Below are 13347 nucleotides of genomic sequence, written 5' to 3'. Positions count from 1 at the left end.
CAGGAAGCCCCACCGTGCGATACGCCCTGCTCATCCTCCTGTTCCTGGCGCCCGGCCTCGCCCGCGCGCAGGCCGAGGCGCTGGAGAACCCCGGCGCCGTTTCCGCCATCCAGGAGCGTCAGTACCGGATGCACCACGAGCTGCTGCTGGGCGTCGGCGTGCTGCCGGATGACGCCTTCTACAAGGGGCTCGTCGGCACCGTCTCGTACACGTACCACTTCAGCGACACCTTCGCGTGGCAGGTGGGCCGGGGCACGTACAGCTACAACGTGCAGACGGGCCTGCGCACCCAGCTGGAGCGCGACTTCGAGGTGGCGCCCACGGCCTCCGCCTACGAGGAGCAGGTCCAGTGGATGGTGGGCTCGGACCTGATGTGGAGCCCGCTGTACGGGAAGATGGCCGTCCTCAACAACAAGGTGCTGCACTTCGAGGCCTTCCTGCTCGGCGGCGGCTCCGTGGTGAAGATCAACCGCGCGGACGGCTTCCGCCCCGCGGCCAACGTGGGCCTCGGCATGCGCCTCTTCAAGGGCAACACCGTGTCCTTCCGCCTCGACGTGACGAACAACGTCGTCTTCACCGGCACCCGCAACATCAACAACGTCCTCTCGGTCCAGCTCGGCACCGCGTTCAACTTCGGCGCCACGGAATGAATCCCCGCTCACTCGTCGCCGCGCTCGCCAGCGCCGCGCTCCTCGTGTCCCCGGCACCCGCCGCCGCGCAGTCCAGCGGCGGCGCGCTGCCCATGCCCCCGCCTCCCTCCGGTGCCCAGCGCCCGGCGGGCGGCACCCCTCCGTCCGCCCCCGCGGCCAGCGGCAAGCCCGCTGGCGCGCAGGCGGCCCCTCCCGCGCCCGCCGCCACCGGCAAGCCGGCCGAGGCCGGCACGCCCGCCGCGGAAGGCGAGGCCGCTCCGAAGAAGCCGGATGCCGCCGCCGAGGCCGTGCCCGCCGCGCCGAAGAAGGTGGACAACGCCGTCTTCGACAAGGCGCTGCAGGACTACTTCGACGGCGACCCGCGCGCCGCCGCCGGGCCGCTGTACGCCTGGCTGCAGCAGGCGCCCAAGACGGACGAGAACTACGCCTGGGGGCAGTACTTCCTCGCGCGCAGCCTCATCGACCTGGGCCTGTCGCACGCGGGCGCCACGTACCTGTCGCGCATCGCCCGCGAGCGCACCAACCCCAACGTGATTCCCCGCGCGCTGGACTCGCTCAAGCAGCTCACCGACAGGCCGCACGACGAGGTGATGATCGACGAGCAGGTCTTCGGCGCGCTGGACCTGGGCTTCCTGCCGGAGGAGACGGGCGCGTACGCCCACTACCAGCAGGGCCTGGTGGACCTGCGCGTGGGCAACGAGCGCTGGGCCAACACGCACTTCGCCAAGCTGGCGGAGACCAGCGCCGAGGCCAGCCGAGCGAAGTTCGCGCTGCTCGTCACCCGCCTCAAGTCGGTGAAGGAGCCCTCCGAGGAGCTCATCACCGACTTCCTCGGCCTGTCCCAGGACGAGAAGCTCACCCGCGAGTCGCGCAACGAGGCGGCGCTCGCGGTGGCCCGCCTGCGCTACGAGCGCAAGGACTACAAGGGCGCGCTGGAGGCGTACAACCTGGTGAAGCTGCCCGAGCTGGACCCTGGCCGCGCCAGCCTCTACCTGGAGGAGGCGTGGACCCGCTACAAGCTGGGCGAGCTGCGCGCGTCCATGGGCATCCTCACCACGCTGGACGCCCCCGTCTTCCGCGACGAGTTCCTGCCGGACAAGTACCTGTTGCGCGCGCTCATCTACCGCGACCTGTGCCACTACCTGCCCGCCAAGCGCGCCGCCAAGGAGCTGACGCGCCGCTTCGCGGACTCGCTGGAGGCGGTGAAGAACCGCGAGGACCTCACCCAGGACGCGCGCCTGCGCCGCGCGGCGGATGCCCACGGCGGCACCCAGCGCGCCGCGCGCTTCGTGGAGCTCTTGGATTTGGAGGGGGAGCGCCTGGGCCGCTACGCCGGCAGCTTCGGCGAACAGCTCTTCGCCCACCTCACCAAGATGTACGACTTGTCCCGCGCCGAGGCGGTCCGCGTCCACGACGCGCGGCTGGCCGAGGCGGTGCGGCAGGAAGCGGACACGCTCCTGCGCGCCGCCGAGCAGGTGCGACTGATGGAGTACGAAGTGGGCCTGAAGCTGTATGAGCGCGTGAAGAAGGGCGCGAAGGTGGTGCCGCCGGAGGACGCGCAGGAGATGTCCCCCGAGCAGGTCGCCTTCCGCTTCAGCGGGGAGTACTGGAACGACGAGCTGAAGTCGTACCGGGTCCGCATCGAGAGCCGCTGCATCGAGGAGACCCCATGACCGGCCACCTGACCGGCCTGATTGCCGCCGCCCTGCTGGCGGCCGCCCCCGGAGCGCCCGGACGCGCGGGCCCCAACATCAACCCGATTGTCTCCAAGGCGAAGGAGCGCGACGAGCTCATCGCCAAGCTCAAGCGCGACATCTTCAAGGTGGACCGCTCCATCGGCGAGACGGAGAAGCTCATCTCCAAGAGCCGCAACGCGCCGTACCTGCCGGACCTGCAGTTCCGGCTGGCCGAGCTGTACGTGGAGAAGAGCCGCTACGTGTACTTCCTCCAGGCCGAGTCCCGGCCGGAAGGTGCGTCGGGCGCCATCGTCTCTCCCGAGACGCGGCTGATGAAGCAGAAGGCCGTGCAGATGTACTACCGGCTGCTGCGCGAGTACCCGGACTTCAAGGACGGCGACCAGGTGACGTTCTACCTGGCGCACGAGCAGCGCGAGTTGGGCCAGTTCGACGAGATGCTCAAGACGCTCGGCGACCTGACGCGCAAGTTCCCCAACAGCCCGCTGCGGCTGGAGGCGGAGCAGATCCTGGGCGACCACTTCTTCGACAAGGCGGACCTCGTCGAGGCGGAGAAGCACTACCAGGCGATTCTGGAGGCCCCGCCCTCCCCCGTTCATGATTTGGCCCGCTACAAGCTGGGCTGGATTCGGGTGAACCAGGCCAAGCACGCGGAGGCGGTGACGTTCTTCGAGGCCGCCGCCGCCAGCGCGCCGCTGCCGGGCGTGGACGCGAAGAAGGCGCTCAACGTCAAGCGCGAGGCGCTGCTGGACCTCGTCTACAGCTACACCGAGGCCCGCCCCGCCAAGGGCGCGCTCAACTACTTCGAGAAGCTCAGCGACAGCCGCGCCACCTACGCGCTCGCGCTGGACAAGCTGGGCAACCGCTACTTCATCAAGCAGCAGTACGAGTTCGCCATCCCCGCGCTGCGCAAGCTGATGGAAATCCAGCACGACCCCGAGCTGGACATGGAGCGCGGCCAGAAGCTCTATGACGCCATCAAGGCGTCCAAGGGCAAGGTGCTCCCGGAGCCGGAGGACCTGCGCTTCCTCGTGCGCGCCGCGGTGGAGAGCAAGACGGACCCGGAGCTGCCCGACGCGGAGCGCAAGAAGCACCTGGTGGAGCTGGAGGAGATGGCGAGAGACCTCTCCACGCAGCTGCACCTGGCCGCGCAGAAGAAGGAGGAGAAGGACCTCTACCTGCGCACGGCCGAGGCCTACGAGGCGTACCTGAGCCTGTTCCGGCCCGAGCAGTACGTGCGGCCCATCATGAAGAACCGCGCCGACGCGCTCTTCTCCGCCAACGCCTTCCCGGAGGCCGCGCGCCAGTTCGAGGAGCTGGCCCGCTACGAGTCCAAGGCGAAGGACGCCAAGGGCGAGGAGGAGGCCCTCAACGCGGCGCTGCTCGCGCACTTCGCCACGCTCAAGCCCGAGGAGGCGCAGAAGCGCAACGCCTTCGAGGTGGCGGACGCGCGCCAGGCCATGAAGCTCCTGGGCGCGCAGTTCGTGTCGCGCTACCCGCAGAGCGCCAACGCGCTGAACGTGAAGTTCAACATCGCCCGCGCCTACTACGAGGACGGCGAGTACCCGAAGGCGGCGGAGCTCTTCACCGCGTTCGCGCTGACGCACCCGCAGCACAAGGAGGCCGCCGTCGCCGGCAACCTGGCGCTGGACAGCCTGCGGCAGCAGAACGACTTCAAGGGCCTGGAGGAGACGGGCAAGAAGTTCCTCGCCGCGCCGCTGCCGCAGAGCTTCCGCGCGGACGTGCAGAAGATTCTCACCGAGAGCAAGGCCGAGGCGCTGGACGAGCTGGCCCTGCAGAGCGCCCAGGAGACGGGCGACGTCATCTCCGGCCTCGTGAAGGTGGCGGACCAGAACAAGAACACCGACATCGGCGAGAAGGCGCTGTACGGCGCCTTCACCGCGGCGCGCGAGAAGCGCGACATGCAGGCCGAGCGCGAGCTGGGCACGAAGCTGGCGCAGGACTACCCGAAGAGCCAGTACCTGTCGGACGTGCTCCTCACGCTGGGCCGGCACGCGGCGGAGTCCGCGGCGTTCGGCGAGGCGGCGAGCTGGTTCGAGCAGGTGGGCCAGAAGCTGGGCGGCGACTTCGCCGCGGTGGACGGCTGGCTGGCCGGCGCGCGGCTGCGCATGGCGCTGGGCGAGTACAAGGAAGCGGCGCGCAACCTGGAGGCCGCGGCGGAAGTGGCCGGCGCGCGCAAGGCCGAGGTGCTGGTGCTGCTGGCCGAGGCGCGGCTGAAGCAGAAGGACTACACCCGCGCGAAGACGGCGGCGGACGCCGCGCTGAAGCTGGACGGCACCAGCGCGGGCGCCGCGGCGGTGCTGGCCCAGGTGCAGGCGGCCACCGCGCCCACGGCCCCCGCCGACACGCTCATCGCCAGCCTCACCAAGGCGGTGCAGGGCCCCAACGGGCAGACGGAAGAGGCCGCCAGGGGGCTGTGGTACCTCGGCGAGGTCCTCTACCGCGGCTACAAGGATTTGCCCGCGGACAAGGTGGAGGAGAAGGTCGCCGCGCTGCAGGGGCTGGAGGGCATCTACACCCAGGCCGCGCAGCTGGGCTACCCGGAGTGGGCGGTGGCCTCGCTGTGGAAGCTGGCGCTGGCGTACGGCCACATCGCCGACGTGGTGGAGGCGACGCCGGTGCCGGCGGGCCTGTCCGCCGCGGAGACGCAGCAGTTCCAGGCCGCGGTGAAGGAGCAGGTGGCGCCGCTGAAGCAGCGCTCGGAGGAGGCCTTCAAGGCGTGCCTGTCGCGCGCCGAGTCGCTGGAGGTCTTCAGCGCCGCGGTGGTGGGCTGCCGCACGCGCTCGGAGACGGCGGCGCTGCCGGTGCCGCAGCCGGGCTCGCCCACGCAGCCGGCCGCGCTGGAGGAGCTGCGCAAGAAGGCCGAGCGCACGCTCAGCGCGGAGTCGCTGGAGGCGCTGGGCCTGGCGTACCTGGACGCGCGGCAGTACGGCATGGCGCAGCTCACCCTGGGCCGCGTCACGGAGCTGCAGGACACGCGGGCCTCGGCGCACTCCGCGCTGGGCGTGGCGCTGCTCAACATGGGTGACGCCATGGGCGCGCGCGAGGCGTACGCGAAGGCCATGGACGCGGACCCCACCTTCGGCAAGGCCCGCCTCAACCTGGCCGCGCTGCGCTGCCGCTTCGGCGACGTGGACGGGGCCCGCCGCGAGCTGGCCGTCCTCAAGGACGTCAACACGCTCACCGGCGCCGACGTGGACGGAGGGTGGAAGGCGTGCAAGTGAGCCTCCTCACGCCACGCGCCACGGCGCGGGCCCTGCTCCTCGGGGCCGCGCTCCTGGCCTCCAGCGGCTGCTCCTCCGAGGGCGGCGAGCTGGAGGGCAGCGTGGCCCCGCTCATGGACCTCCGCTACCAGCGGGCGGAGGCCCAGTGGTCCCCCGGCGAGCTGGCCATCAACTTCGTCACCCCGCAGGGCTCGGGGGTGAACACCGTGCTGAAGGTCAGCGCCTTCGTCGGGGACATGATTCCGGAGGGCTATGACGGCCCGCTGGAAATCAACCTCGCGGAGGAGCTGGAGGGCGGCGTGCAGCGCGGCGCCATTGGCCGCAGCGTGCTGGAGGAGCCGGCGCGGACCTTCCCCCAGCTGGAGGTCGGCGTGCTGAAGGTGGGCAGCACCTCCGTCGCCGCCGACAGCCGAATCACAGGCGAGTTCCACGTCACGTTCGTCAACGGCACCGACGTCTTTTCAGGCCGCACCATCTTCGGAAGCTTCGAGGCTACGGTCCAACAATGAAGCGCATCGTCCTCATCACCCTGCCCCTCCTCGCCGCCTGCGGCCCGCGCTACGGCATGCGCGTGCCCGACTCGATGGAGAAGAAGCTGCCCTACGAGGCGCGCATCGAGCTGCTGGAGGCGGAGAACGACCTGGCCCTCTCCATCGACAAGGTGGACGTGGCCGACAACGAGATTGGCCGCGCGCGCGACAACATCCGCCGGGCCCGCTCCCGCCAGGAAGCGGCCGAGGACGAGGTGGACCGCGCCACCGACGAGGTGTCCCGCGAGGTGGCGAAGCTGGCCATCGCCGAGGCCGAGGCCCGCGTGGAGTACCTGCGCGCGAAGCAGCGGCTCAGCGTGGGCCTGCGCGAGGTGGAGAAGCTGTCCCTGCGCTGCGCCTTCGCGAAGTTCGAGCTCGCCCGCCTGACGGTGGCCCGGAAGACCAAGGTGGAGGGCAGCGAGAAGCTGGAGCCGAAGGAGTTCGAGGAGCAGGTGTCCGAGTGCGAGGCCGAGGTGAAGGAGGAGCGCGCCGGCCTGGCCGAGGACGAGAAGGAGGAGAAGGCGGCGCGCGAGGCGTGGGAGGCGAAGAAGGCCGCGCTCGCGAAGAAGACCTTCGACGCACGGGCCAGTCCCTACGTGGAGAACCTCTAAAATGTCGACGACCGCCGGCTTCCTCGTCCTGCAGCTGCTGACCGCGCAGGCTCCCGCGCCGGACGCGGCGGCCCTCGAGCGCACCGCCGCCGTGGAGAGCGCGCGCCTGGAGCAGTCCCCCGAGGACGCGGACGCGCTCTACCGGCTGGGCACGGCCTTCCTCGCGCTCAACAAGCCGAAGAAGGCGGTGGAGCCGCTGACGAAGCTGGTGGCGCTGGAGCCGGACCTGGTGCCGCCCAAGCTGGCGCTGGCCCGGGCGCTGCGCCTGGCGGGTGACGCGGAGAAGGCGCGCACGGTGCTGGACACGGCCATCGCCGCCTTCCCGGAGGACTCCACGCTGCGCGCGGAGCGCGGCCTGCTGGCGCGCGTGCTGGACGAGTCGGACGTGGCCATCAGCCAGTACTCGGTGGCCTCGGAGCTGTCCCCGCAGGACGCGGAGCTGCGCTTCAACCTGGGCGAGGCCCTGCAGCGCGCCGGCCGCACCGACGACGCGATTGAGTCCTACCGCGAGGCGCTGAAGCTGGACGCCAAGCTCAACGTCGCCCGCGTCAACCTGGGCAAGGCGCTGGCGGAGAAGGGCCTCAACGCGGAGGCCAAGGAAACGCTTCGCGAGGCCACCCGCGAGAAGCTGGGCGACGCGGAGGCGCACTACAACCTGGGCGTCATCCTCATGCGGGAGAACGACCTGGCCGGCGCCATCGCCGAGTACCAGCGCACGCTCGCCGCGGAGCCGAAGCACGCGCGCGCGCACAACAACCTGGGCGTCGCGGTGAACGAGATGGGCGACCCGCGCAAGGCCACCGAGGCCTTCCTCAAGGCCATCTCCGCGGACCCGAAGTACGCCGAGGCGCACTTCAACCTGGGGCTCGCGTACTTCCAGCTCGGCGACAACGTGCGCGCCACCAAGTCCTTCGAGAAGGCGCTGGTGCTGGAGCCGCGCCGCGCCAGCGGGCCGTACACCCAGCTGGGCCACCTGTACCTCGCGCAGGGCAAGAAGAAGCAGGCGGTGGTGGCCTTCCAGAAGGCCATCGAGAAGAGCACCGAGGACGGGAAGAAGACGCCCGAGGCGTACCAGGGCCTCGCGCGCGCGTACCTCGGGCTGGGCAAGGCCGACGAGGCGGTGGCCACGCTGAAGACGGCGGTGGAGGCCTTCCCCAAGGACGCGAGCGCCCGGGCGGCCTACGGCGACGCGCTCAAGGCCAAGGGCGACCTGGACGGCGCCATTGCCCAGTACGAGGCGGGCGTGGAGCTGTCGCCCACCGTGGAGTACCGGCTGGCGCTGGCGGACGCGTACGCGAAGAAGCGGGTGAGCGCGAAGGCGAAGCCGCTGTACGAGGCGCTGCTGAAGGAAGAGCCGGGCAACCGCGTGGCGCAGCTGGCGCTGGCGGACCTGCTGATGGCCATGGGCGACTACGTCACGGCCGAGGGCCTGCTGAAGCCGAAGGAGGGCGAGGAGCCCGACACGGCGGCGCTGGCGCGCCTGGGCATCGTCCACTCGCGGCGCGGGCGGCCGGACCTGGCGGTGACGGAGCTGGAGGCGGTGGTGGCGAAGGACCCGGCGCAGCTGGAGGCGCGGGCCGAGCTGGGCTTCATCTACCTGCGCGGCGGTGACGGCGCGAAGGCGAAGAAGGTGCTGACCGCCGTGCTGGCGGTGGAGCCGCGCAACGCGCTGGGGCTCTTGTACCTGGGCCACGCGCTGTACCAGCAGGGCAATGCGAAGGACGCGGAGAAGTCCTTCCGCGGCGCCACGCAGGTGGACCCCAACTTCGCCGAGCCCTACAACGCGCTGGGACAGTTGCTGGAAGCCACGAAGCGCACGGACGAGGCGAAGCAGGCCTACGAGACGGCGCTGAAGCTGCAGCCGGACCACGAGGACGCGAAGAACGCCATCAAGCGGATGGCGACGGCGTCCGCGCCGACGCCGTAGCGCTCAGCCCGGCACGCCCAGTAGCACCGCGCCCACCGCGACGACGGCCGCGCCCGCGAGCTGCCTCCGCTCCAGCCGCTCGCCCTGGAGCGCGGCGAGCCCCAGGGCGAAGGCGATGGAGGTGTTGCGCAGCGTCAGCACCGCGCCCGCGCCGCTGCTTCCCAGCGCGGACAGCAGCAGCGCGAAGGACAGCGTGCAGACGATGCCGGTGAAGACGACGAGCCCGGGACGCACCACCGCCTCCCGCTTGAGCGTGCTCCAGCCGAGCTTCCGCACCCGCTCCAGGACGAGCACCGGCAGCGCGACGAGGAGCCCCGTGGCGAACAGCGCCGGCGGCTGCGCGCCCTCGCCGAGCGCCAGCTTGTAGCTCAGGTGGTAGCCGGCGATGCACACCGCCGCCAGCGCCGCCCACGCCACCCCCGTGGCCGCGGGTCCTTTCGGACGGGACAGGTTCATCACCACCAGCCCCCCGCCCAGCAGCACCGCGCCGGACACCCTCCACACGGATACGGCCTCGCCCAGCCACAGCACGGACACCGGCCACACGAGCAACATGGCCCCGCCGCGCGACACCGTGTACGCGAGCCCCAGCGGCGCCTGCTTCAGCGCCCGGGAGAGTGAAGCCAGGTAGATGCTCTCGCACGCCCCCGCGCCCAGCGCCCACGCGAGGCCACGCGCCGTGGGGAAGGCCTCCCCCCGCATCCCCAGCGTCCAGAGGGCGCCGCCCACCACCGAGACGGTGATGACGCTCACCACGCCCACCTCGGGATTCGGGTGCCGCTTGAGCAGCGCGTTCCACGAGGCATGGAGGAAGGCGGACGACAGCACCAGCACCAGCGCGACGGTCTCCAACGCGGCTCCTCCACGACGACGGAGGCCCGTGTCTAACCTGGATGTCGCATACGCGCAGGCTCCGCTCGACACCGGGAGCGCGATTCCCGGCTGTGCTCCCGGAGACGGGCCAGGAGCGTACTGTTCGGAAATGTCGGGACATTTCGCGGCGCAGAACTCCCGACATTTCCGAACAGGGACCTCACGGCGCTACGCCGGGACGGGCGTCACGCCGCCCTGCTGGATGCGGACCTTCGTCCCGTCGAACTTCGTGAACTGGAAGAAGGCGGAGTCCTCGTTGAAGGTGAGGCTCATCTCCTGGAGCAAGCCGATGGCTACCGACTCACCGAGCCGCAGCGACTCCGTGTAGTCGCTGCGCCAGTGCACGCCGGCCGCGTTGCGGAAGAGGGCGATGTTGCCCGCCAGCTTGTTCAGCTCGCCGCCCACCGTGAGCTGCGATGCGCCCGTGCCGGTGTAGGCCACCAGTGACAGGCCGTCCGCGGTGGGCACCACCGGCGACTCGATGAGGGCGCTCTCGTCGAAGAAGGCCTTGAGGAGGGTGGCGCACGCGCCGGAGATGGTGGCATGCCCCGCGCCGTAGGCCGGATGCGTGGGCGCGCCCTCCGGGTACGCCTGGGGCAGCAGGTACGAGCCGTAGCGCTCCGGGAAGTACGGCGCCAGCCCGCCCGTGGACAGCGACGTGGTGATGGACGCATGCAGCGGATACGTGCGCCGGCTGTTGAGCTGGTTGTCGACGCGGCCGCCGTACTCCTCCGGGCGCAGCCGGCGGTGCACGCCCCACTTCTGCCACCACACCGCGCGGCCGGCGAGGCCCGCCACCTCGATGAGCGACTGGAGCAGGTGGATGGGGCCGAAGGTGGTGAAGCCCACCTGCGTGCGCGAGTCCGCCGCCGTGCCCGGCGGGTCGTACGGGTTGCCGGAATTCTTCGCGAACTCCAGGTCCACCAGCGGGCGGCCGGTGCCGGTGGCGTTGCCCATGAACTGGTTCCCCACGGGCTCGGAGAGCAGGTAGTAGGCCGCGTTCCACCAGGCGTCCACCACCTGGTCGAAGTGGACGAAGTTGGCGCCGTCGCGCAGGTTGCGGATGAAGCGCCGCTGCGTCATGTCGAACTGGTCCTGGCCCCGGTCGTCGCGGCCGTTCTGCACGGCGAGCCAGTTGGCGTGCGTCGTCAGGTAGTCCGCCGCCGCGCCCAGCTCCGGGTAGCCCTTCACCGTCCACTGCCGCTGGTCGATGACGCGCGAGCCGAAGGTGATGTAGCCCTCGGCGGCGTCGCGCCCCTGCCCGTCCGGCTTGCGCGGGTCGATGTTGCCCTTGAGCAGGAACTGCGAGACGTACGGCCCCACCTGCTCACCGACGTAGACGCCCCGGAAGACGTTCTGCGCGGTGACGGGCACGGTGCCGCCGAACTGGGAGAACTCTCCGTTGAGCGAGCTGATGGCGCGGTTGAGGATGCTGCCGCTGGTGCCCGCCTCGGTGGCGTAGTTGATGAAGGGCACGTCCCGTGCGAGCGCCATCCAGTACAGCTCGCCCATCTCCGCCGCCGTCTGCTTGCTGTCGAAGCGCGGCGCGGGCGGCTGCGTCAGCGCCTGCGCGTCCGGGCCCTCCAGGTCGAAGGCGAGGCCCGCCTGGGGGTTGGTGAGCTTCTTGGCGGTGCTGGACGCGAGGATGATTTCCTCGAAGTCGCCCGGGTCGCGGCTCTGCAGGGCGCGCAGCAGGGTGCCGTACGAGTGGGGCTCCGGGTCTCCCACGGAGTCGTGGCGCAGGGACTTGGAGTAGTTCCCGATGAAGGGCTGGCTCGGGTAGTTGACCTCGTCGTCGTTGTTGAAGTGCTCGGGGTGCGGCCGCTCGGCGGCGAGCTCCGCGGCCTGCTTGCGCACCGCCTCCGACGAGAGCCGCCGCTCCTCCACGCGCCGCGAGCGGCCGCCGGGCGGCAGGTTGAGCGAGTCGAAGATGGCCACGCCCGGAGTGGCCGTCGTCTGGTAGGCGCCCGCGCCAACGCCGAGGAGCACCGAGGTGAGGGCGAACGGGGTGGCCTTGCTGAAGAGCGCGTTCCAGGCCCTGCCGTCCCGAGACACTTCCCAGTACGTCGTTCCGCTGGTCTCCCGGAACCGCCACCAGCGGTGGAGCTGCGGGTCGTACGTGACGGTGGCGAGGATGGTCAGTGTGCCGCCGACCTCCTGGCGAGCACTGAGGTGCGTTCCCTCCATGGTGATGTACAGCACGCCCGCGCTGCTCCCCGCCTTGAGGTAGGTCTCGGTGCCCGGAGTCGGCAGCACCTGGATGACCTCGACCGCCAGGAACGAGTCCGTCAGGTCGTACTGGCCCTGGGTCTGGTAGCCGACGTAGTTCTGCGAGCTGGAGGTGGGCACGGGGCGCAGCTCGAGCCGCTGGTTGACCTCCTTCGAGTCGTAGTACGCCTCCCACACCGTGGTGTTGATCGTGTTGTCGTTGAAGTTGTCAGTCAGGGTATGCGCCTTGGCCATGGTCGTCCTCGTCCCCCGAATGTGGAGTTCGGGCTGCTGGGGGCGTGCAACGACTTCTACGAGCCACGTCTGACATTGATTGAGAAAGCGAGAATAACCTTGCACCGATGATGCCCGGAACATGTCTTCAATGAGACACCTCCGGAGCAGCTCCACGCAGGCCCTTCCCGGAGCAGAGCACCCTCTTGCGACAGCCACGGGACCCACGGAGGAGAATCCCGGCTCGAGACATTGAAACTCCGCAAGTCTTTTCACGAGAGCAGCGGCTCATGACGGCTGTCTTCGGATGAAAAGACCCGCCAGGGCGTCAATGCCTCTCAGGGCGACGGCTCATCGGCGCCATCCGTCGTCGGGCGCCCACCCATCAGGAGCGAGGGAGGCAGCACGGGGCCGTCCGGCACGGGGCGCGACTCAGCGGTGAACGCGCGTCCGAAGGCGTAGCGCTCCTCGGCGTGGGCGCCGAAGGACGCGCCCTCGGAGTGTGCCACCAGGACCAGGTCTTCCGTGGGCGGAGCTCCCGTCCCGAAGGTGACGACGTACGCGATGGTGCGGACATCCCCTCCCGGCCCTTCGGGCACGGTGAAGTCCTCGGGGCCTTCGAGGAGCGCCGCGTCGCGCGGCAGCGAGATGCGCACGGCCACCGGAGCGCCGAAGCCCATCCGCCGCTCCACCTCCGCGACGAGCCGCACGCGTCCGGCCGACGACTCCACCACCGTCCAGCCCACCCGCATCGGCGCGGGAATGCGGGCGGTGAGCCCGGACAGCGGGGCACCGTGGACATGCGCCTCGGCGTGGTCGTCCGGCGCGACGGCATCCGACGGCGGGACTTCCTCTCCGGTGCCGCCCTTCCACTCGGCGACGCGCCCCACCCTCGTCTGCTCGCGAGCCGCCTTCCGCTCGCTTCGCGCGACGGAGGAGACTCCGGCCTCGGACGCGGCGGCCTCCACCGGCTTCGCGGCCGCGGGGCGCGGCACCTCCGGTGTGGCTTGCGCCTGCGCGTCCACGCGGGTCCGAATCCTGCTCCCCTGGGAGAAGGGCGGCGGCGGCTCGGGCCGCTTCCGCGCCTTGCCCCGGACGCGCTCCACGCCGGAGGCCACTCCCGCGGACAGCGCTCCCGCGAGGGCGAGGGCGAGTACCACTCCCGCGATTCTCCGCCGCGTCAGGAGCACGAGGGAGCCTCCCGGAGAGGGCGCGGACGCTGCGGTGTCCGTCGCGTCAGGAGCACGAGGGAACCTCCCGGAGAGGGCGCGGACGCTGCGGTGTCCGTCGCGTCAGGAGCACGACGGCACCTCCTGGAGAGGGCGCAGCGCGGGTCGTTGTTCAGGAGCACGAAGAAACCTCCCGGAGTGGCTTC

The 13347-nt window shown here is 70.7% G+C and carries 9 protein-coding genes; 6 read left to right on the top strand and 3 right to left on the bottom strand.

Translation table 11 applies throughout. From position 1 onward, the window contains the following. The first annotated feature begins 14 nt into the window (after positions 1-14). From ACX9TP_RS08380 to ACX9TP_RS08355, 6 genes are read left to right on the top strand one after another with little or no spacing between them, the layout of a single operon-like run. The gene (locus ACX9TP_RS08380; protein WP_482979205.1) at positions 15-650 is read left to right on the top strand and encodes an outer membrane beta-barrel domain-containing protein; all 636 of its coding nucleotides are present in this window, start codon (positions 15-17) and stop codon (positions 648-650) included. Continuing rightward, entirely contained in the window at positions 647-2323 is a 1677-nt protein-coding gene (locus ACX9TP_RS08375) for a hypothetical protein (protein WP_482979204.1), read from the top strand. Before ACX9TP_RS08380 ends, ACX9TP_RS08375 begins: the two co-directional genes overlap by 4 nt. Then, a complete protein-coding gene (gene bamD / locus ACX9TP_RS08370; protein ID WP_482979203.1) occupies positions 2320-5589 on the top strand; it encodes an outer membrane protein assembly factor BamD in 3270 nt (1089 codons plus the stop codon). Before ACX9TP_RS08375 ends, bamD begins: the two co-directional genes overlap by 4 nt. After that, positions 5586-6098 carry a hypothetical protein gene (locus ACX9TP_RS08365; protein WP_482979202.1) on the top strand — a complete coding sequence of 171 codons (513 nt, stop codon included), beginning with the start codon at positions 5586-5588 and terminating at the stop codon, positions 6096-6098. Before bamD ends, ACX9TP_RS08365 begins: the two co-directional genes overlap by 4 nt. Continuing rightward, on the top strand, positions 6095-6730 hold the full coding sequence (locus tag ACX9TP_RS08360; RefSeq protein ID WP_482979201.1) for a hypothetical protein: 636 nt from the start codon (positions 6095-6097) through the stop codon (positions 6728-6730). The genes ACX9TP_RS08365 and ACX9TP_RS08360 overlap by 4 nt, the downstream gene beginning before the upstream one ends. A gap of 1 nt (position 6731) precedes the next feature. After that, the gene (locus tag ACX9TP_RS08355; protein WP_482979200.1) at positions 6732-8657 is read left to right on the top strand and encodes a tetratricopeptide repeat protein; all 1926 of its coding nucleotides are present in this window, start codon (positions 6732-6734) and stop codon (positions 8655-8657) included. A gap of 3 nt (positions 8658-8660) precedes the next feature. Here ACX9TP_RS08355 and ACX9TP_RS08350 read toward each other — a convergent pair whose 3' ends face one another. From ACX9TP_RS08350 to ACX9TP_RS08340, 3 genes are all read right to left on the bottom strand, one after another. Beyond that, positions 8661-9509 carry an EamA family transporter gene (locus ACX9TP_RS08350; protein ID WP_482979199.1) on the bottom strand — a complete coding sequence of 283 codons (849 nt, stop codon included), beginning with the start codon at positions 9507-9509 and terminating at the stop codon, positions 8661-8663. Between the two features lie 189 nt (positions 9510-9698). Continuing rightward, positions 9699-11993, bottom strand: coding sequence for a vanadium-dependent haloperoxidase (locus ACX9TP_RS08345; RefSeq protein ID WP_482979198.1), 2295 nt, complete (start codon positions 11991-11993; stop codon positions 9699-9701). Positions 11994-12310: 317 nt separating this feature from the next. Further along, complete coding sequence (locus ACX9TP_RS08340; protein WP_482979197.1) at positions 12311-13132, bottom strand: hypothetical protein; 822 nt, start codon at positions 13130-13132, stop codon at positions 12311-12313. Positions 13133-13347: the final 215 nt, after the last annotated feature.

This window comes from Pyxidicoccus sp. M15 (assembly GCF_056858435.1).
Note: the sequence above shows the minus strand (reverse complement) of the source record. Positions and strands in the feature narration are given on the sequence as shown.

Coding starts and splice junctions, on each gene's coding strand:
- ACX9TP_RS08375 (WP_482979204.1), top strand. CDS start 647: ATGAATCCCCGCTCACTCGTCGCCGCGCTCGCCAGCGCCGCGCTCCTC.
- bamD (WP_482979203.1), top strand. CDS start 2,320: ATGACCGGCCACCTGACCGGCCTGATTGCCGCCGCCCTGCTGGCGGCC.
- ACX9TP_RS08360 (WP_482979201.1), top strand. CDS start 6,095: ATGAAGCGCATCGTCCTCATCACCCTGCCCCTCCTCGCCGCCTGCGGC.
- ACX9TP_RS08355 (WP_482979200.1), top strand. CDS start 6,732: ATGTCGACGACCGCCGGCTTCCTCGTCCTGCAGCTGCTGACCGCGCAG.
- ACX9TP_RS08345 (WP_482979198.1), bottom strand. CDS start 11,993: ATGGCCAAGGCGCATACCCTGACTGACAACTTCAACGACAACACGATC.